At 68.0% G+C, this 19461-nt stretch carries 18 protein-coding genes; 12 read left to right on the top strand and 6 right to left on the bottom strand.

Going from position 1 to position 19461, the window contains the following annotated elements; translation table 11 throughout:
• Positions 1-109 precede the first annotated feature (109 nt).
• Positions 110-2326, bottom strand: coding sequence for a twin-arginine translocase subunit TatC (locus BMX17_RS06510; RefSeq protein WP_092658674.1), 2217 nt, complete (start codon positions 2324-2326; stop codon positions 110-112).
• A gap of 109 nt (positions 2327-2435) precedes the next feature.
• Between BMX17_RS06510 and tatC the strand changes: the two genes are divergently transcribed.
• The 3 genes from tatC to BMX17_RS06495 all read left to right on the top strand — a co-directional run bounded on the left by tatC (position 2436) and on the right by BMX17_RS06495 (position 4794).
• Positions 2436-3767: a twin-arginine translocase subunit TatC gene (gene tatC / locus BMX17_RS27265; protein WP_170845345.1), complete on the top strand. Its 1332-nt coding sequence runs from the start codon at positions 2436-2438 to the stop codon at positions 3765-3767.
• Between the two features lie 43 nt (positions 3768-3810).
• Positions 3811-4449 carry a histidine phosphatase family protein gene (locus BMX17_RS06500; RefSeq protein WP_092658673.1) on the top strand — a complete coding sequence of 213 codons (639 nt, stop codon included), beginning with the start codon at positions 3811-3813 and terminating at the stop codon, positions 4447-4449.
• A gap of 96 nt (positions 4450-4545) precedes the next feature.
• Positions 4546-4794 (top strand): hypothetical protein, encoded by a 249-nt coding sequence (locus BMX17_RS06495; protein ID WP_092658672.1) that lies wholly within the window; start codon positions 4546-4548, stop codon positions 4792-4794.
• A gap of 58 nt (positions 4795-4852) precedes the next feature.
• Here the strand turns inward: BMX17_RS06495 and larE are convergent, their stop codons facing one another.
• Positions 4853-5746: an ATP-dependent sacrificial sulfur transferase LarE gene (gene larE / locus BMX17_RS06490; RefSeq protein ID WP_092658671.1), complete on the bottom strand. Its 894-nt coding sequence runs from the start codon at positions 5744-5746 to the stop codon at positions 4853-4855.
• Between the two features lie 124 nt (positions 5747-5870).
• On the opposite strand from larE, the gene BMX17_RS06485 reads away from it, so the two are divergent.
• Both BMX17_RS06485 and BMX17_RS06480 read left to right on the top strand, forming a co-directional pair.
• Positions 5871-7220: a P-loop NTPase gene (locus BMX17_RS06485; protein WP_092658670.1), complete on the top strand. Its 1350-nt coding sequence runs from the start codon at positions 5871-5873 to the stop codon at positions 7218-7220.
• A gap of 61 nt (positions 7221-7281) precedes the next feature.
• A complete protein-coding gene (locus tag BMX17_RS06480; protein ID WP_092658669.1) occupies positions 7282-9321 on the top strand; it encodes a helix-hairpin-helix domain-containing protein in 2040 nt (679 codons plus the stop codon).
• Between the two features lie 219 nt (positions 9322-9540).
• On the opposite strand, the gene BMX17_RS06475 is transcribed toward BMX17_RS06480, so the two are convergent.
• Positions 9541-9972: a DUF1691 domain-containing protein gene (locus BMX17_RS06475; protein ID WP_092658668.1), complete on the bottom strand. Its 432-nt coding sequence runs from the start codon at positions 9970-9972 to the stop codon at positions 9541-9543.
• A gap of 304 nt (positions 9973-10276) precedes the next feature.
• On the opposite strand from BMX17_RS06475, the gene BMX17_RS06470 reads away from it, so the two are divergent.
• The 3 genes from BMX17_RS06470 (at position 10277) to BMX17_RS06460 (ending at position 14688) form a co-directional block, all read left to right on the top strand.
• Entirely contained in the window at positions 10277-11698 is a 1422-nt protein-coding gene (locus tag BMX17_RS06470; protein WP_092658667.1) for a sensor histidine kinase, read from the top strand.
• A 48-nt stretch (positions 11699-11746) separates the two neighbouring features.
• Positions 11747-12883, top strand: coding sequence for an ORC1-type DNA replication protein (locus BMX17_RS06465; RefSeq protein ID WP_092658666.1), 1137 nt, complete (start codon positions 11747-11749; stop codon positions 12881-12883).
• Between the two features lie 185 nt (positions 12884-13068).
• Positions 13069-14688 carry a hydroxymethylglutaryl-CoA reductase gene (locus BMX17_RS06460; RefSeq protein WP_092658665.1) on the top strand — a complete coding sequence of 540 codons (1620 nt, stop codon included), beginning with the start codon at positions 13069-13071 and terminating at the stop codon, positions 14686-14688.
• Between the two features lie 3 nt (positions 14689-14691).
• Here BMX17_RS06460 and BMX17_RS06455 read toward each other — a convergent pair whose 3' ends face one another.
• A complete protein-coding gene (locus BMX17_RS06455; RefSeq protein ID WP_092658664.1) occupies positions 14692-15390 on the bottom strand; it encodes an SDR family NAD(P)-dependent oxidoreductase in 699 nt (232 codons plus the stop codon).
• A 255-nt stretch (positions 15391-15645) separates the two neighbouring features.
• Here BMX17_RS06455 and BMX17_RS27700 point away from each other — a divergent pair, with 255 nt between their 5' ends.
• Entirely contained in the window at positions 15646-15804 is a 159-nt protein-coding gene (locus BMX17_RS27700) for a DUF7563 family protein (RefSeq protein WP_449272158.1), read from the top strand.
• Between the two features lie 38 nt (positions 15805-15842).
• Here BMX17_RS27700 and glmM read toward each other — a convergent pair whose 3' ends face one another.
• Positions 15843-17150, bottom strand: a complete 1308-nt coding sequence (gene glmM, locus BMX17_RS06450) for a phosphoglucosamine mutase (RefSeq protein WP_092658663.1) — start codon at positions 17148-17150, stop codon at positions 15843-15845.
• A gap of 85 nt (positions 17151-17235) precedes the next feature.
• Here glmM and rpiA point away from each other — a divergent pair, with 85 nt between their 5' ends.
• Entirely contained in the window at positions 17236-17916 is a 681-nt protein-coding gene (gene rpiA / locus BMX17_RS06445; RefSeq protein ID WP_092658662.1) for a ribose-5-phosphate isomerase RpiA, read from the top strand.
• 58 nt (positions 17917-17974) lie between these two features.
• Here the strand turns inward: rpiA and BMX17_RS06440 are convergent, their stop codons facing one another.
• Positions 17975-18142 carry a DUF1931 domain-containing protein gene (locus BMX17_RS06440; RefSeq protein WP_092658661.1) on the bottom strand — a complete coding sequence of 56 codons (168 nt, stop codon included), beginning with the start codon at positions 18140-18142 and terminating at the stop codon, positions 17975-17977.
• Between the two features lie 283 nt (positions 18143-18425).
• Here BMX17_RS06440 and larB point away from each other — a divergent pair, with 283 nt between their 5' ends.
• Together larB and BMX17_RS25980 are read left to right on the top strand one after the other, a co-directional pair.
• Positions 18426-19187 (top strand): nickel pincer cofactor biosynthesis protein LarB, encoded by a 762-nt coding sequence (gene larB / locus BMX17_RS06435; RefSeq protein ID WP_092658660.1) that lies wholly within the window; start codon positions 18426-18428, stop codon positions 19185-19187.
• Between the two features lie 120 nt (positions 19188-19307).
• Complete coding sequence (locus tag BMX17_RS25980; RefSeq protein WP_170845344.1) at positions 19308-19457, top strand: DUF7563 family protein; 150 nt, start codon at positions 19308-19310, stop codon at positions 19455-19457.
• Positions 19458-19461 lie beyond the last annotated feature (4 nt).

Genomic DNA, 19461 nt, shown 5'->3' with positions numbered 1-19461 from the left:
AGGCGGAGTAGGCCGAGTGCCTCGGGGTCGTTCGGAAATCGAAGATTTCCGTGATGACGAGAGACTCCGTCTCTCGAACCACTTGACCCCGAGGCGGTTCACTTGCGGGTCACTCCACGCTGGGTTCCTGGGGTTGTGGGCGACCCCGACGCCCGCCGAGGGTGATCAGCCACAGCAGGCCCAGGCCGGCGAGATACGCCAGCGCGGCGGGGATCGCCATCAACAGCATCGTGAACACGCCACGGGGCGAGATAAAGGCCGCGAGGCCGAAGATGGCGACGACGACCTCCCGCCAGTACTTGCGCTGGGTGTGGTAGGAGGCGACCCCGCCGACGTGGAACAGCGCCATCGAGACGGGGACCTCCAGCAGCAGACCGATCCCGACGGTCGTGTAGATGACCAGCCAGCCGAAGTTGTTGATCCGGTAGGCGATCACCATGTTGGCGGCGATGGCGTCGGCGGCCAGCCAGGAGATGACGGCGGGCGCGACGAACAGGAAGCCGACGATGCTCCCGACGATCAGCCCGAGGATCAGCGACCCGCCCCAGACGAGCATCACGCGGGCGTCGCCGCGGACCCAGCCCCGCGCTTTCATCGACGGCCAGGCGTAGTACAGCAAGAGCGGCAGCGTCGTCACGATGGCCAGCAGGGTCGAGAACTTGATCTGGAAGATGAGCGCCTCGACGGGGTGGAGCGTCACGATCTCGATGCTCCCGCCGACGCCCTCGGGGACCTGGCGGAAGAAGGTATCCTTCACCGTCCTGATCCCACCCTGGTAGAGCCAGATGAACGAGCCGGCCAGCACGGCCATGAACAGGCCGACCAGCCGGAAGGCCTTGGAGGTCAACGACTCGAGGATGAAGGCGATGTCGTAGTAGTAGCCGCCGATGTCCTCCTCGGTCGTCTCCTCTTCGGTGAAGGCGTCGACCATGCCCGCGGCGGTCGCGGTGGCCGTGCCGGCTTCGTCTTCGTCGTCTTCATCGTCGCCCTCGGCCGCTTGCTCGCGGGCTTCGAGCTGTTCTTGCACCTCGTCGTAGCGGTCGAGGATGGCCTCAGCCTTCTCGTGATCGTCCTCGTCCATGGCCGCCCGGGCCTTGGCGACGGCGTCGTCCTCCGAGAGGTCGGCGAAGGCCTCGGGCGGGGCGGCTCGCACGCCGCCGGCGTCGAGGGCGTCGAGGCTAATCTCGGAGGGCGCGCCGGCGCTGGCCGGAGCGGGACCGGTGACCCTGGCCCGGTCGGCCGCGCCGAGGGCCCGCGAGACGAAGACGAGAAGGGCGACACCGACCGCGACCAGCGCGACGACGAGGCCGAGCAACGCCGCCGCGATGGCGTCGGGCAGGCCGAGCAACTGGGAGGCCCGGGCCACGCGGAAGGACGTGTCGAACGGCAGGGACGCGATGGCCCGGTTGGCCGCGGCGACACCACCGCGAGTGAAGAAGCCGTAGACGGCGACGCCGGCGAGGAACGCCACGCCCGCCAAGACGTTCCAGTTGGCGCGAGCGACACCGGGCACGTCGATCTCGCTCCCGCTCCGTTTGGCGATGACGACGATCTTCGTCAACTGGAGCGAGAAGGCATAGAGGATCAACAGCGGGATCGCCCACATGATCTGGGTGAACGGTTCGGGCGGGGAGAACAGCGCACCGAAGACGAAGATCGCGACGACGGCGTGTCGCCACTTGTCCCGGAAGGTCTCGTAGGGGACGATGCCCGAGTACGCCAGCGCGCTCATCGCCAGGGGCAACTGGGCCGCCAGGCCAAACGAGATGGTCAGCAGGAAGACGAACTCGGCCCACTTGACGATGGAGTAGGTCGGCTGGAACCCGACGTTGTAGGCGTTCGCGGCCAGGAAGTCGAACATGATGGGGAAGAAGATGTAATAGCCATAGGAGACCCCGACGGCGAGCAGGAGAATCGACATACAAACGATCAGGGCGATCTTCCAGCGGGCGACGCGCTCGCCGGGCCAGAGACCGCGCTGGCGGAGGCCGTCCCGCGAGTACCACAGGAAAAGCGGGAGGCCGAGCAGGATCCCGACGGCGAGGCCAATCTTCACTTGCAACAGGATGACGTCGAAGGGCGTGCGGGCGACGATCTCGGTCGACTCGAAGGCTTCGGGATGTTTTGCGGCCAGCCGGGCGAACAGGTCCCGTTTCAGGATCGCCCAGCCGAACTCCCGGAGGGCGTAGATCGTCCCCATGAGACCGAGGACAGCGACGATGAACACCTTCTGGAGGTGCGATTGGGCGGCCGACAGCATCGCCCCGATGGTCTGCCGACCGCTAGTGACGGCTCGGCGGGTGTCATCGTCGATCGCCCCGGACATTATCGTGCGGTGATTGCCGACACCCGGTTATCAACCTTTTCGATGCGCGTGGCCGCGCCGGGGCCGGGAAAAGAAAGTTTACAACAGCCCACCAGCTACTGGTCCTCACATGAGCGACGGCGAACCGGGGCTCTACTCGGAGATGGATATCGAGGGCCCCGACCGCCCGGAGCCGGACCCGAACCCGCCCGGCGGTGATCCGCCGGGGGCAGGGACGGGCACCGGCACCCCGGGCGCGCCCGACGACGAGGAGATGCCCCTGACGGAACACATCGAGGAGATGGTCCGTCGACTGGGCGTCGTCGTCCTCGCCATGGCCGTCGTCGCCGGCGTCGCCTTTCCGTTCGCCGACCGCCTGATCACGTTCCTGTGGTTCTCCTTCCTGCCGGGCGTGGCCTCGCAGTGTCCCCCGCCGGCCGGCGCAACCGCCTCGTCCTGTCCGCGGGTGTACCACCCGCTCTCGCTGATGATCGCCCGCCTGAAGGTCTCGACGCTGGCCGGCTTCATCATCGCGCTCCCAGTGTTCGTCTACGAGACGTACCTGTTCATGCGCCCGGGGCTCTACCCCCGCGAACGGAAGTACTACCTCGCGGCGGTCCCGACCAGCCTGGTCCTCGCGGGCGTCGGCGTCGCCTTCGCTTTCTTTTTGGTCTTGCCGGCCATCTTCACCTACTTCCTCTACTACTCGGAAAGCGCCGCCGTCATCGCCTTCGGCCTGAGCGAGACGTTCAACCTGATGGTGATGATGCTCGGCCTGTTCGCCTTCATCTTCCAGATTCCGCTGTTCGTGATGCTGGCGATCATGATGGGGCTCGTGACCCGGCGCTGGCTCGAAGCCCGACGGCTCTACTTCTGGGGTGGTTTCCTCACCATCGCCTTCTTCTTCAGTCCCGACCCGACCGGGATGGCACCGATCCTCGTCGCGTCGACGATGATCGTCCTGTTCGAGGGGACGCTGGGCCTGCTCCGGTGGACGGGGACGGACGCACGGACCTCGGCCGTCGAGCAGGTGGCGTCGCTGCGCCCGCTCCTGTACACGGTCACCGCCGCCGTCGCCTACGTCGTCAGCCCGGCCCCGATGCCGGCGGGCTACTTCGGCCAGTTCCCGGCGGTCGTGATCGACGGGCTCGCCGCCCTCGGGCTGACCTCGGCCACGCCGATCATCGTCGGCCTCGCCATCATCGGTGCCTTCGAGGGGCTCAACCGCCTCGTCCGACGCGTCACCCGTGACTACCGGGTCCGGCGACTGCTGGCCCGCGCCCGGGTCCCGGTCTGGCTCGGCGCGGTCGTCCTCGGCTACCTCGCCAGTCCGGACCCGACACTGCTCCAGGATCTGGACGTAACCTACCTCTCGTCGGCGGAGACGGCCGTCGCCGTCGGGGCGGTCGTCGTGCTCTACGAGGGCGGCCTGGCGCTGTGGCGCTGGCGACGCAGTCGGTAGCAAACCTGCACACTCTTTTCGACCCCCGCCGAACCCCCACCCGATGACGACGGTCGTGGTGGTCCGACACGGTGAGACCGAGTGGAACCGCGAGGGGCGCATCCAGGGCTGGGCCGCCTCGCCGCTGAACGAGCGCGGCCGCCGGCAGGCACGCGCCGTCGGCCGCCACCTCGACGACACCTACGGCCTCGACCGTATCGTCGCCTCCGATCTCCGGCGTACCCGCGAGACCACAGCCATGGCTCGCGAGGGCGGCGAGCTCCCCGAGCCGGAGTTCACGAAAGGGTGGCGCGAACGCTCCTTCGGCGAGTTTCAGGGACTGACCTACGAACAGGTGTTCGGCGAGTTCCCGGAACACCGCGGGTCGACCGGGATGCTCGGCCTCGAAAGCGTCCCTGCGGGCGGTGAGAGCCTCTTGCAGGCCCGCGAGCGCGTCCTCGTGGCGTGGGAGGACCTGCTGGAGCAGGCCAGCCCGGACGAGGAGGTGCTGGTGGTGACCCACGGCGGCCCGATCTACGTGTTGCTCGCGCACGTCCGCGGGATGGACCTCCCGACGGCGATCACGACGCTCTCACAGCGCAACTGCGCGGTGAACGAACTCCGCTACGATCACGAGACCGGTGAGACCGACGTCGTCCGGGAGAACGAGACCGGGTATCGGGACATCGAGGCGACGGAGTGAGCGACGGTGTCCGTTCTGAGAGACAGATCGGCTGTCGAAGAGATGGTTTTCGGAGCGAAAGAAGTATTGACCCACTGACTGATTTGGCGACTACCGATGTCCAGTTACGACGAGGAATCGAACCCGTCCAGCGGAATCAGTTCGGAGTCGTTCGCGAGGCTGTTGCTCGCACTCTTGCTCGGTTCGGTCGTCGTCGGGACCGCGGTCGTGGCACCGATCGAGTACGCGGTCGCAGCCATCGTCGTCTCGCTTCTCGTCGTGATCGTCTTTCAGTTGTGGGCCCTGTCTCGTTCCGTGGCGGAGCTGAACCAACGGATAGAGGCCATCGAAGAGCGATCCGAGTAGTTCACGCGCCCGTGACTGCGCGACCGGCTCGTCGTTTTGGATCCAGTTTCGCGGACAGTCACTCCCCGGTCGGATAGTCGGCGTCGAACACGTCCTCGACCAGTGGTTCGTCGTCCTCGTCGTCGGGGCTGACGCTGCCAGTCTGGTAGCCGTGCAGGTCCAGCGTCACGTGATCGAAGCCGAGGTCGCCGATGTGGTCCCGTGCCGCTCGCACGAAGTCCGGGTCCAGTGCCACGTCCAGCTCGTCCTCGGCGACCTCGATCCGGGCGAGGTCGTCGTGGTCGCGCACGCGAAACTGCTCGAAGCCCCACGTCCGCAGGAGGCGTTCGGCCTTCTCGATCCGGGAGAGCCGTTCTTCGGTGACTTCTAGCCCCGTCGGGATGCGCGAGGAGAGACAGGCCATCGAGGGCTTGTCGGCGACCGAGAGGTCGTACCGGCGAGCGATCTCTCGAACCTCCGGCTTGGTGATACCGTGTTCCAGGAGCGGCGAGTAGGCGTCGAGTTCCTCGACGGCCCGGAGGCCGGGGCGGTGGCCCTCGCCGGTGTCGGAGGCGTTCGTGCCGTCACAGACGACGCCGATGTCGAGTTCGCGGGCGTGGTCGTACATCGCCGAGAGGCGCAGCGACCGGCAGTGATAACAGCGGTCCTCGCCGTTCTGGACGAACTCGTCGCTGGTGAGTTCCGAGAACTCGACGATCTCGTGCCGGATGCCGATCTCGTCGGTCACCCGGTTCGCGTCCTCCAGTTCCTCGGCGGGGAGGGTCTCGCTTTTGGCTGTGCAGGCGACGGCGTCGTCACCCAGTGCGTCGTGAGCGAGGGCGGCGACGACGCTCGAATCGACGCCACCGGAGAAGGCGATCAACACGCCGTCCATCTCGGCCAGGTCGTCGCGGACGGCCGCGATCTTGTCCGAAACCGCGTCCGCGTCGACACTGGTGTCCTCGGCTGCCATGACCCCGGCTTGGCCGTCGCGGCGCAAAAGCCCGTTGTCTCACGTCCGACAGCGGTGAAATCATTTAAACTGCCGGCAAGTAACGGCGCCGATTATATCAGTCGGTAGTGTCGTGAAACGAACGATGGGGGACGGTATTTACGCAATCGCCGGCGGCAAGGGAGGCGTCGGCAAGACGACGGCAGCGATCAACCTCGGCGTCGTGCTGGGACAGGCCGGCTACGAGGTGGTCGTCGTCGACGCGGATCTGGCGATGCCGGACGTGGGGCGACAGGTACACGTCGAGCACGAACCGGGGCTCCACAGCGTGCTGGCCGAGGAGGCGGCAGTGCGGGAGGCCGTCGTCGACGGCCCGGGCGGCCTCGCGGTGATTCCGGGCGACCGGGACCTCGCGTCGTTCGCCGACGCGAACCCGGACCGCCTCCGGAAGGTGTTCGATCTGCTCGGAATCGCCTACGATGTGGTCCTGGTCGATACAGCCCCGGGCCTGCAGAACGAGTCGGTCATCACCTACCAGGAGGTCGACGGGGTCGTGCTGGTGACGACGCCTGAATCGAACGCCGTCGAGGACATGGAGAGGGCGGGTCGACTCGCCGCCGACGTGGGTGCGGATTTGCTCGGCGCGGTCGTGACCCACGGCGGAGGACGGCGGGCCCGAGCGGCCGCCAGCGAACTCGACAGTGACCTGCTGGGGATCGTCCCACACCACACGACCGGCGGGCCGATCACGGCCGCCGCACCCGACGACGCGGCCGCCGACGCCTACCGGCAGATCGGCGCGGCCCTCCCCGCGGTCGACGCGGCGGCCGTCGTGCCCGACGGAGAGACTGCGAGCCCCGACGGCGTTCCGGACGTGGACCGACACGAACCCGATACTGACGAAGCGACCGCCGACACGGACAGCGGCGCGACCCCCAGCGCCGGGTCGGAACCAGGAGAGACCGGCGCGGAACCGGCGACGACCGGCCCGGAAGAGTCCGAGAATGCCAACTCCGACGACGCCGACCCCGACGACCCCGCCGGGACGGTGGATACCAGCGACGGGGCCGAATCCGGCGCAGACGAGCGGGTCGACTCGGTCGACGCCGGTGCCGACGACACCGAACCGGACGAGCGGGGCGGAGATACGGGCGAACCTGTCGACGCCGTGGCCGCGACGAGCGATGGCGACACCGAAACCGAGACGGGATCGGACGGGACGGCAGAGCCGCGGCTGACGGCCGAGATCCCGCGGGCGACAGCGATGGCCGGGGACGACACGGCGGAGACGGACGGGAGCGCGACCGAAGCCGACGAGGGCGACGTGCTCGAACTCGTCGACGACGCGGTCGAGAGGGCTCAGGACGCGGACGTAGATCACGTGGACGACGAGATCGAGTCGGCCGCGGACACGGCCGACGCGGACGAGCAGGGGGCGGCCGCGGCGTTCGAAGACGAGCCCGACGTGTTCGATCTCGGCTCGGACGGGTCCTGAACGCGGGCCCGTCGTGCCGACCCGGGAACGCTTTTGGCCTCGGGTTCGGTAGGAGGGGGCGATGGACCTGGAAGCGATTCCCGGGGTCGGCGCGAAGACGGCCGAGCGACTGGCCGAACTCGACGATCCCGAGCGTGCGCTCCGGGAGGGGGACGTGGCCGCCATCGCCCGCGCACCCGGCATCAGCGAGGGACGGGCGGCCCGGATCGCGCGCGGCGCGATCAGGCGCGACCACGACGATCCCGGCGGTTTCCTCGGGACCGACCGCGCGAACGAACTCTACCGCGAAGCGCTCGCCTTGCTCCAGGAACGGACGGTCACCGACTACGCCGCTCGGCGACTGGAGACGATCTATCCCAGTGCCACCGCATCCCGGATCGAGGAGGTCCGCGAGTTCGCGACGGCGGCAATGGACCGCGACCCCGACCCGGCGGTCCGGGACGCGCTCGCGGACGTGGAACCGCTCGACGCGCCCGGTGACGTGCGGATCCGCGACCGCTGTCTCGCGACCGGCGACGCCGAGACCTACGCTCGGGCCCAGGAGGCGATCCCGGAGGTCAGCGTCGAACTCGTCGACGACGCCCGGACGCTCTCGGAACTCGCGCGGGGGTACGCCACCGTGATCGCGCTCGACGAGAACTTCACGGGTGTCGAGGTCGACGGCGACGTGCGCGTCGAACCGGACGCGCTGGAGAACCCGGCCGAGGTCGTTCCCGAGCGCGTGCTGACTTTCTTCGCGCGCAACCGCGACAGCCTCCGGGCGGCCGCCGAAGTGGCTCGGCGGGCCGGTATCGACGTGGACTGTGACCTCGACGAACTGGCCGACGCCCTCGCCCAGCTCGACGACGACGGACAGGTCCGGGGCGACGAGGAACTCGACCGGCTGACGACGGCCGTCGACGACCTGGACGCCGCGGTCTCGACCGCCGAGTCCGTGGCCAACGACCGACTCCGCGAGGCCATCGAGGAGCGCGACGTGACCATCGAGGGCGCGGACCTGCTCACGCTGGTCGAGCGCGGCGCGGGCGTCGACTCGCTTTTGGGTCGGGAACTGGCCGACGAGTACGCCGAGGCCGTGGCGGCGGCCCGCGACCACCTCGTGGACGCACTGCAGTTGCGCGACACCGAGAGCATCGCCCGGCAGACGTTCCCGGACGAGCCCACCTTTCCGGTCGAGCGCGACGAGTCCGTCGTCTCCCGCCTCCGCGAGGAGTTGACGGCGGCCCGCGACCGGCGGGCGACCCGGCGCAAGCGAGAACTGGCGGGCGAGCTGGCCGACGCGCGCCCGGCCGCGGAGGAACTGGTCGACGCCGCGCTGGATCTGGACGTAGAGCTGGCAGTCGCACGCTTCGCCCGCGATTTCGACTGCACGATGCCGACGCTGACGAACGCCGACGGGGAACGCGGCTTCGAGATCGAGGGCGGGCGCTCGCCGCTGCTGGACGTGCCCTTCGAGGCCGTCGAGCCCGTGGACTACGGCGTCGACGGCGTGACGCTGTTGTCGGGCGTCAACAGCGGTGGGAAGACCTCGACGCTGGATCTGGTGGCGCTGATCGTCGTCCTCGCGCACATGGGGTTGCCGGTGCCGGCCCAGGCGGCCCGCGTCGAGCGACTCGCCGAACTGCACTACCACGCGAAGACCCAGGGTACCCTCGACGCGGGAGCCTTCGAATCCACGCTCCGGGAGTTCGGCGGGCTGGTGACCGGCGTGGGCGACGAGCGGGGGAATGGTGACGACGGCGAGACGCCCGCCTCGGCGCGGAAGCTCGTGCTGGTGGACGAACTGGAGTCCATCACCGAACCGGGTGCGAGCGCGAAGATCATGGCTGGGATTCTGGAGGCGCTCGACGAGCGGGGTGCGACGGCCGTGTTCGTCTCCCACCTCGCCCGGGAGATCCGGGCGGCCGCCGACTCCGACGTACAGGTCGACGGGATTCAGGCCGTCGGGCTCGAAGACGGGGAGCTTCGGGTGAATCGGTCGCCGGTCAAGGGCGAGTTGGCGCGCTCGACGCCGGAGTTGATCGTGGAGAAACTGGCCGAGGACGGGGACGAGCGGTCGAAGGCGTTCTATCGGAGATTGTTGGCGAAGTTCGAAGAGTAGGGAGGCTCGAACGGACGTAGTCCGTGAGAGGAACGACCCGCGAGTAGAGGGGTCGAGCGGGGCTCCCGTGAGCGGAGCGAGCGGGTGCTCGGAAGACGAGTAAAGCGAGTCTTCCGGTGCGAGACCCCGAGAACGCGAGCGGCGACCGCTGGAGCCGCGAGCAATGTGGTCGAGCGGAGCGAGGACGACCGCAGGGAGCGCCTCCAAAATGCGAGCGGGTCAGACGAGGTGGATACACGCGCCGAGTTCGAAGTCGAGGACGACGGTGAAGATCGCGCCGACGACGGCGGGGAAGAAGGCACCGGCGGTCACCTGGAGTGCGCCGATCATGGCGCGGCGGCCCCGGCGCTGGCGGTCGGCACGGGTCGAGCCGAGAGCGTTGAACGCTGTCGTCGCCTTGATCGCTCCCGCCACGACGTGGAAGACCGCGAGGGCCGCCAGCACGAAGGTGACGAGGTCGCCGATGCCGAGCTGGCACGCGACCGTTCCCACCTGATCGACCGCGCCGGCGCTCGCCGTCCCGACCAACAGCGGGACGGCGACGGTCGGCGCAGTCACTCGGGCGGTCGTGCCCGCTGAGTCACACCCGAGCACACGCAGTGTGACACCAGTACCGACGACGAGAGTCGAGGCGACGAGTACCCAGTGCATTGATCCCCACGTCCCCCGGACGTGTTGCCTGTCGCGATGGTTCTGGTGTCGTGCTGTTAACTCTTTACCACCGCCGGCACACCCGACGGCGACACTGTCTCCCGGCCAGTCGCGTGCGTCGGACGCCGATTCCGGGTCGTGGTGAATCGCGATGCAGCGTCCCACGGGGTTAGGGCCCGAGCTAACCGGGCGGTCGTCGCCGGTTGGCGACGGGCAACGTGTCGGTGGGCGGGAGCGGCAGGCCCCGGTACCGCGTCCGAGGCGGGCAAAAGCGTCATGTGCGGGATCGACATAGGTGCCAAGAATGACGGGTGAAGTAGATTACCGGGCACTCTTCGAGCACGCCGCCGACGCGCTCGTCGTCTTCGATCCCGACACTGGGGAGATTCTCGACGCCAACGAACGGTACTGCGAGTTGCTAGGCTACAGTGCGGACCAGGTCGACGGCGTGACGCTGTCGGACGTGACGGCCGACGGCTGGGAGTGGCCGGCGAGCCCCGACGAACTCGTCGATCGGGCGCGGGAACACGGACCGACGCGGATCGAGTGGTACCACCAGCACAGCGACGGCACGACGTTCTGGACGGAGGTGGCGCTCTCGGTCGTCGGATCGGGTGACGACGAAACCGTCTGTGCCAGAGTCAGGGATATTTCCGATCTAAAAGACTCCGAGCGGGAAGCCACCCTCTACGAGACGATCGTCGAGAACGTGAGCGACGGGGTGTACGTCTTCGACACCGACGGGACGATCGAGTACGTCAACCCGCGGATCGCCACGGTCACGGGAATCGAACGGGAGCGCTGGATCGGCAACACGGTGCGAGTCTTCGCCGAGGAGGGCGTAGCCAGCGAGGAGCCCGTCGAACAGTTCCAGCGGGCCTTCGAGGCGTTCGTCGAGAGCGGCGACGACCGGACACAGCTCGACATCGAGTCGCCGAGCGGTATCTTCGACGTGATCGACATCCGGCTGTCGGCGGTCCGGTTCGGTGGGGAGTTACGGAAGGTCGTCGCGACGGTCAGGGACATCTCCGAGCGGGTCGAACACCAGCGACGACTGGCCGAACGGACCGAACAACTGGCGGTCCTCAACCGGGTCGTGCGCCACGACATCCGCAACGACATGACCGTCGTGCTGGCGTGGCTGGAAGCGCTCGAAGCCCACGTCGACGAGGGGGGCAGGGACGCCCTCGACCGGATCGAGCGGGCCAGCGAACACGTCGTGGAACTCACCGAGATCGCCCGGGATCACGTCGACGTCGTGGTCGGCGACGGGGAGATCGAACCCGAACCGACCGACCTCACCGATGCCCTCGGGACCGAGATCGAGAAACACCGCGAGTCCTACCCGGACGCGACCTTCGAGGTCGACGGCGAGTTGCCCGACGCCCGGGTCGCGGCCGACGGGATGCTCCCGTCGGTGTTTCGGAACCTGCTGAACAACGCCGTCCAGCACAACGACGGGCCGTCGCCGACGGTGTCGGTCGGAGCCGAGCGCGACGGCGACGTGGTGCGTGTCCGCGTGACCGACGACGGACCCGGCGTCCCCGATTCACAGAAGGAGACGATCTTCGGGAAAGGCGAGAAGGGACTGGACAGTCCGGGCTCGGGGATCGGCCTCTATCTCGTGTACTGTCTCGTCGAGGGCTACGGCGGCGACGTGTGGGTCGAGGATCGGCCCGACGACACGTCCGGGGCCGTGTTCGTCGTCGAGTTGCCGGTGGCCTGAGCGAAGGCTGGCGAAACACTAAGTGCGACGGGGAGCCTGGTGAAAGTGATGACCGACGACCCCGAGGAGGGGATGCTCTCGTGGGACGAGTCGGTGTTCCGGGACGAACACGTCTTCGAAATCGACTACCTGCCCGAGACGTTCCACCACCGCGATTCGCAGATGGAGAGCCTGAAGTACGCGCTCCGGCCGGCGGTCCGGGGCTCGCGACCGCTGAACGTCGTCGCCCGCGGCCCGCCCGGAACGGGGAAGACGACGGCGATCCAGAAGCTGTTCACCGAGTTGCGGGCAGAAACCACGGACGTGCGGGCAGTCCGTGTCAACTGCCAGGTCAACGGCACCCGTTATTCGGTCTTTTCCAGACTCTTCGAGGGCATCTTCGACTACGAGCCGCCATCCTCGGGCATCTCCTTCAAGCGGCTGTTCGAGCAGGTGACCGACCGGCTGGTCGACGACGAGGAAGTCCTCGTGGTGGCCCTGGACGACGTGAACTACCTCTTCTACGAGAACGAGGCCTCGGACACGCTCTATTCCCTGCTTCGCGCCCACGAGGAACACGCCGGTGCGAAGATCGGCGTCATCTGTATCTCCTCGGACCTCGATCTGGACGTGATCGAGGAACTCGACGGCCGCGTCCAGTCGGTGTTCCGGCCCGAGGAGGTGTACTTCCCGAAGTACGGCGAGGCCGAGATCGTCGACATCCTGCGCGAGCGGGTCGACCGGGGCTTTCACGACGACATGATCTCGCCGACGGTGCTGGACCGGGTGGCCGAACTCACCGCCGAGTCCAACGGCGACCTGCGGGTCGGGATCGACCTGCTCCGGCGGGCCGGGCTCAACGCCGAGATGCGCGCCGCCAAGGAGGTCAGCGTCGCGGACGTCGAGGAGGCCTACGACAAGTCCAAGTTCGTCCACCTCTCGCGAGCGCTCCGTGGCCTCTCGGACAGCGAAGCGGCCCTCGTCGCCGTGATCGCCGAACACTCCGGCGAGCAGGCCGGCGAAGTCTACGAGACCTTCCACGAGCGGACCGACCTGGGCTACACCCGCTACTCCGAGATCATCAACAAACTCGACCAGCTCGGGATCATCGACGCCACCTACACCGACGTGGACGGCCGCGGCCGCTCGCGGGAGTTGACGCTGAACTACGACGCCGACGCCGTGCTCGATCGACTGGAGACCTGACGGTCGTGGCCCCAGGTAGACGTGTCTCGACTCGACGACACCGACCAGCGGCGGCACCGGACAGCTGAGAGGGGTCAAGCACGGCCGGATTTGTTCGGGCATTTTAATCCTAGATGCTATATCTTCGGCCATTCTTGAATGAGATGGAAAATTTTAATCTTGTTTTTCGGGAAGAAACAGATACAATGGTCGTCCCGAAGCCAGACAGCGGTATACTGAACAGGCTCTACGCGAACCTCGTCGGCGGGAGCGGCGTCGTCTCGCTCGACGTGCCCGAGAAGGTGCTGAAACGGCTCTACACGTACGGGAGTCTGACGAACACCGACGACGGCGTTCGCTTCGAGGTGAAAAACAGGTTGCAAGACGCCGAATTCGGCGGCCTCGAACGGCTGGAGATCAACGGCGACGAGGTCATGCCCAGCGACGTGACCCTCGAAACCTCGGAGGGAGAAACCTACGGGCTCACCGAGGTCGACGAGGACGACCCGCTGGGGTTCCCGGTGGGACGGACGGTGTACGTCACCGTCGCGGAGCTGGAACTCCCGACCGGCGACCACGACATCGAGATCGACTTCGTGGCCCATCCGTTCGGCTCACTGTCGCTGTCGGTCACCGACACCATTCGCGACGAGGAGACGGTGCCGAGCGTCCCCAGGGACGAAGCCGACAACTACAGCGAGGCCGCTATCGACGAGCGCCACGAGTATCTCGCCGAGCGGACCGACACCGACATCGAACACATCGCGGAGTACTCCGTCGATCCCCAGGAACTGGAAGGCAACATCGAGAACTTCGTCGGCGTCGCCCAGATGCCGATGGGGCTGGCTGGCCCGCTCAAGGTGAACGGCGAACACGCAGACGGCGAGTACCCGATCCCGCTGGCCACCACCGAAGGAACCCTCGTCGCCTCCTACAGCCGCGGGATGAAGGCGCTGAACCTCAGCGGCGGCGTCAAAGCCACCGTGGTCGACGACCGGATGAACCGCGCGCCCGTGTTCGTCTTCGAGGACGCCCGCACCGCCCGTGACTTCCGGGACTGGGTGTTCGACCACTACGACACCGTCAGGGAGAAAGCCGAAGAGACCTCCAGCGTCGCCGAACTGGTCGAGATCGAGGACTATCTCACCAACAACCTCGCGTTCCTCCGGTTCGACTTCAAGACCGGGGACGCCGCCGGCCAGAACATGGTCGGAAAGGCCACCTTCGCGGCCTGTAACTGGATCCTCAGCGAGTTCCCCGGCTACGTCGAGAACTTCTATCTGGAGGGAAACTTCGCGACGGACAAGAAACACTCCCAGGTCAACGACATGATGACCCGCGGCAAGCGGGTGACTGCGGAGGCCACCATCCCCGAAGAGGTGTTCACGCACCACCTCGGAGCCGATCCGGAGAGTCTGGTCCACCACGGCGAGGTCGCCAACCTCGGGTCGATGCTGGCGGGGGCCAACACCAACGGTGCGCACCCGGCCAACGGGCTGGCGGCGCTGTACATCGCCACCGGACAGGACGAGGCCAACGTCGCCGAGTCGTCGGCGGCGCTGGTCAACGCCACGTTGCTCGAAGACAACTCGGTCCACGTCTCGGTCACCATTCCCTCACTCATCGTCGCGACCTACGGCGGCGGGACGGGTCTGCCGACCCAGAACGAGGCCCTAGAAATGCTGGACTGTGACGGCGCGGGCAACGTCAACAAGTTCGCCGAGATCGCCGCCGGCGTGGTGCTGGCGGGCGAACTCTCGCTGGCCTCGGCCATCTCGGCCTCGGACTGGGTGACCAGCCACGAGGAACTCGGCCGGAATCGCTGACCCTCAGAAGTTCTCGGTGTGCGGTCGCAAATCGAGCTCCAGCGTCCACGCACCGCGGTCCTGCTCGATCAGGTGCCAGTAGCTGTCGGCGATGGCGTCGGGGTCGAGGTAGTCCGCGTCGTTCTCGACCTCGCCGTCGGGCGGTCGGATCATCCCGTCGAGGACGACGTGGGCGACGTGGACGCCCTCGGGGCCGAGTTCGCGGGCCATCGACTCGGCCATTCCGCGACAGGCGAACTTCGCGGCGGAGAACCCGACCGCGCCCTCCCGACCCCGGACGGAGGTGGTCGCGCCGGTGAAGATCACCGTACCGCCCTCACCGTCCAGCATATCCCCGACGGCTTCCTGCGAGCAGTGGAGCGCGGCTTTCGGTCCGACGGCGAGCGCGCGGTCGAACGACTCGGCGGCGATATCGGTGAGGCCATCCCACGAGGCGGCACTGGCGTGGTTGACGAGGATGTCGACGGGGCCGAAGGCATCGCGAACGGCCGCGAACCCGGCGGCGATGGCGTCCGGGTCGGTCAGATCGGTCGGGACCGCGAGCCCAGCGCCGGCGGTCTCGTCCAGCTCGGCCGCGAGATCGTCCAGATACGACTTCGAGCGGGCGAACAGGGCGACCTGACAGCCCTCGTCGGCGAATCGTCGGGCGATCGACTCGCCGAGTCCGGGCCCAACACCAGCGACGACGGCAGTACGTGCCATAGCCCGGCGTAGGGCCGCCACCGGCAAAAGGCTATGTCGGTGTCGCCCCCGGCGTTCCCGTGACAGCAGTGTGAGAAGACGCGCACGACGATCGGTGACTGCGATCCGGCACATCGCGGTGCCGACGTATCGGCAAGCCGTTCCGGTAGCGACCGGACTGGCGGTCCGTGGCGGTTTCCGAGGCGTTCGTCGGCGCGGGAGAGTGTCACAACCACCACCCAAAGTTAAGACAACACCCTCCTATGCATCGGATGTATGCCGGAATGTCAGAACTGCGGCGCTTTTGTCACTGCCGCGTATGCACGTGTCTTCACACCGAACGGCATCCAAGCACCACGGGTCTGCCCGCAGTGTGAGGACAAGATTCGCGACGGCGCTGACGTCCGACAAGCGCGGTCGACGCGGCGCGGATAGCCACCCCGGCGGGACGCCCGCCACCCGGAACCACCCCTTCACTTCCTCGCGGTTTCCAGCAGGTCCCGAGCGTCCGCGAAGATCGTCTCGGCCCACCCAGCCTCGCGAGCCTCGGCCGTGATCCGGACCAGCGGCTGGGTGCCGCTGGCTCGCAGGAGGAACCAGCCGTCGCCCAGATCGACGCGCACCCCGTCCAGCGTCTCGACGGCGTCGTAGCGCTCGGTGACGAGGTCCCGCACCTGCTCCATCACGGCGGCCTTGTCGTCGACGTCGACGCTGTCGCGGCGGATCGGGTAGGTGTCAACCTCGGCGGCCCGCTCCGCCAGCGGGCGTTCGGCGGCGAGTTCGACCAGCCGGCAGGCCGCCAGCGGCCCGTCGGGACACAGCGTCGCGTCGGGCCAGATCCAGGCCCCGCTGGGTTCGCCGCCGAAGGCCACGCCGTCCTCGGCGACCTGCTCGGCCACGTACACGTCGCCCACTTTCGTGCGCTCGACGGTCACGTCGATCTCGGCGAGGTGATCGGCGACAGCCAGACTCGTGTCGACGGGTGCGGCGACGCACTGGCCGGGCTCGGCGGCCGCCCGGGCGAACAGCGCGAGCGTCACGTCGCCCGAGAGATAGGTGCCGTCCCCCGCGACGGCGCGCATCCGATCCGCGTCCCCGTCGTGGGCGATCCCGAGGTCGGCGTCGGTCTCGGCCACGAGCGTCGCCAGCGACGCGCAGTTCTCGGCGGTCGGTTCGCTGGGACGGCCCGGGAACGAGCCGTCGGGCTGGGCGTTGAGCGTCTCGACGGTACACCCCAGTTCCTGCAGGGCGTCGACGGTGACGCCGCCGGCCCCGTTGCCCACGTCGACGATCACCGACGGCGGATCCGCGATCTCGACGGCGTCGACGAGCGCCCGGACGTGGCGCTCGCGGGCGTCGACCTCGCGGCGGTCCCCAAGGCCGTCCCAGTCCCGCAGGTCAGCTACCTCGTCGCGGACGCGCTGGCTGATGGTCTCGCGGCGGTCGGCGTCGAAGGCCTGGCCGCTGGCCTGCCAGAGCTTGATCCCGTTGTCCTGTGGGGGGTTGTGCGAGGCGGTGATGGAGACACCGGCGTCGGCCTCTTCCCACGCCACGGCGCGGGCGACGGTCGGCGTCGCCGCCAGGCCCAGATCCAGTACGTCGGTCCCGGACTCGCGCAGGCCGGCCGTCAGGGCATCGGTGAGCAGTTCGCCGCTCTCGCGGGGGTCTCGGCCGACGACGACCCGCGCCGTGTCGACCCCGAGGGCACGCCCGACCGAGAGCGCCAGATCCGCAGTCACCGTCTCACCCACCGGGCCCCTGATGCCGCTGGTTCCGAACATACGCGGGGCGACGGGTCTGACCCTCAAAAGTATCCACCTCATAGGAATCCGCGGCTTTTTGTCCGCGGACGCGGTGCCCCCGGACATGAAACGCGGCGGGAGCGACGAGGAGAAGCGACGCGCCGGCGAGGCCGCCGCCGAGGCCGTCGACGACGGGCAGGTCGTGGGGCTAGGCACCGGCAGCACCGCGGCCCACGCCATCCGGGCACTCGGCCGGGCGGTGGACTCGGGGCTGGACATCGAGGGCGTCCCCACGTCCTACCAGTCGCGGGCACTCGCCCGCGAGGTCGGGGTTCCCCTGACGACGCTGGACGACGCGACGCCGGACATCGCCATCGACGGGGCCGATCAGGTGGCCGACGGGAACCTGATCAAGGGCGGCGGGGCGGCCCACACCCGCGAGAAGCTCGTCGACGCCGCCGCCGACCGCCTGCTGATCGTCGCCGACGAGTCCAAACTCACAGACCGACTGTCGGCCCCAGTTCCAGTCGAAGTCCTCCCCGACGCCCGCGAACCGGTCGCCACCCACGTCCGCGATTTGGGCGGCGACCCCGAACTGCGCGACGCCGAACGGAAGGACGGCCCCGTCGTCACCGACAACGGGAACCTCGTGCTGGACTGTGCGTTCGGACAGATCGACGAGCCTGCGGGTCTGGCCGCCGACCTCTCGGCACTACCCGGCGTCCTCGAACACGGGCTGTTCGTGGACCTGGCCGACGCGATCTACGTCGGGACCGACGACGGCGCGACGGTTCGGGAACCGTAGGCGAGACCCGCGGCTGGTGGTCGTTGTACCCGGTGAAAAAACGAATGAACGTGCCAGCCTACAGGTCGCGCGGCTGGACGGTCTTGCGGTCGTTCTCCTCTGCACGACGCGCGGCGTCCTCGAGCAGTTCGTCGACTTCGTCGTCGAGTGCGTCGTAGAAGTCAGATGCGACGTTCATGTCATCGAGCGCTTCCTTCACGGCGGCTTTGACGATCAGGTCTGCCATACAGGCGGCCTTTCCAGAGGGTGGTTTAAATACTTTCCCGTTTGTGCAGTTTCTCGCCGGTACTAACGGGGGTCTGAGCCGATTTCGCGGGTTCCGCTTTTTAAACCCACTGGCCAGTATTTAACGGCCACCCTACATCGACCCTCGCGAACCGGCGAACTGGTCGTGTACACCCGTCAGCCGGTCGCTCGCGCGCGCTTTGGTCCGAAAGAATATATGTCGATTCGTTGTCTTTTTGTGGCCGAGTCGATGGGTAAGAGTGGGTCGAGCGTGGAGGGGGTGTATGCGCGAGTTGCTCGAAGCGGTCGCGGCGGGCGAACTGAGCCCCACCGAGGCCGAGGCAGAACTTGCGGGCTACGCCACCGGCGAGGCCGGACGCTTCGACGCCGCCCGGGTGACGCGATCGGGCGTCCCCGAAGCGATTCTGGCCGACGGGAAGACGCCGGCGGAGGTGGCCGATCTGGCGGCCACGGCCATCGAGACGACCGGCCGTGCCATCGTGACGCGACTGGACGCCGAGGCGCTGGCCACAGTGCGAGAGCGACTGGAGAGCCACGAGGCCGCGGACACGTACCACGAGCGCGCCCGCGTGCTGGTGGCCCACGCCGACGGATTCGAGCGCCCGGAGCTAGACGCCACCATCGGCGTCGTCACCGCCGGCACGTCCGACGCCGAACCCGCGGGCGAGGCGGCGGTACTCGCCCGTGAGATGGGCGCACAGGTCGACCGCGTCGACGACGTGGGCGTGGCCAGCATCGTCCGCCTGCTCGACCAGTTGCCCGCGCTCCGGGACCTCGACGTGTTGATCGTCGCCGCCGGCCGCGAGGGAGCGCTTCCCACAGTGGTCGCCGGTCTCGTCGACACGCCGGTCATCGGCCTCCCCGTCTCGACGGGCTACGGCCACGCCGGCGCGGGTGAAGCCGCACTCGACGGGATGCTCCAATCCTGTACCGCCCTGACCGTCGTCAACGTCGACGCAGGCTTCACCGCGGGCGCACAGGCCGCACTGATCGCCCGCACGATCGACGCCGCCCGCGAGGAGTGAGGACCGAAAACCGAGGGACTGCACGGCCCCGACAGGATACCTTACTGGTCCGGTATGGAGGATATGTACACGCGACCCCTACGTATAGTGTCGGCAGTCGGTCGCTGCCGGCAGTGACGAATGCCAGACTGTAATCACTGCGGCGCGCACGTGTCCGACCAGTTCGCTCGGGTCTTCGCGGACGAGTACGGCGAGGTCCACGCCTGCCCGAGTTGCTCGGCGAACGCTGGCATCGCCGAGGTGGCACGCGAGCGCGCTCACAAAGCGTGACGGC

Origin of the sequence: Halorientalis persicus, assembly GCF_900110215.1 — an archaeon.
Classification (GTDB): Archaea; Halobacteriota; Halobacteria; order Halobacteriales; family Haloarculaceae; genus Halorientalis; species Halorientalis persica.
This window is presented reverse-complemented; position numbering and strand designations above follow the sequence as displayed.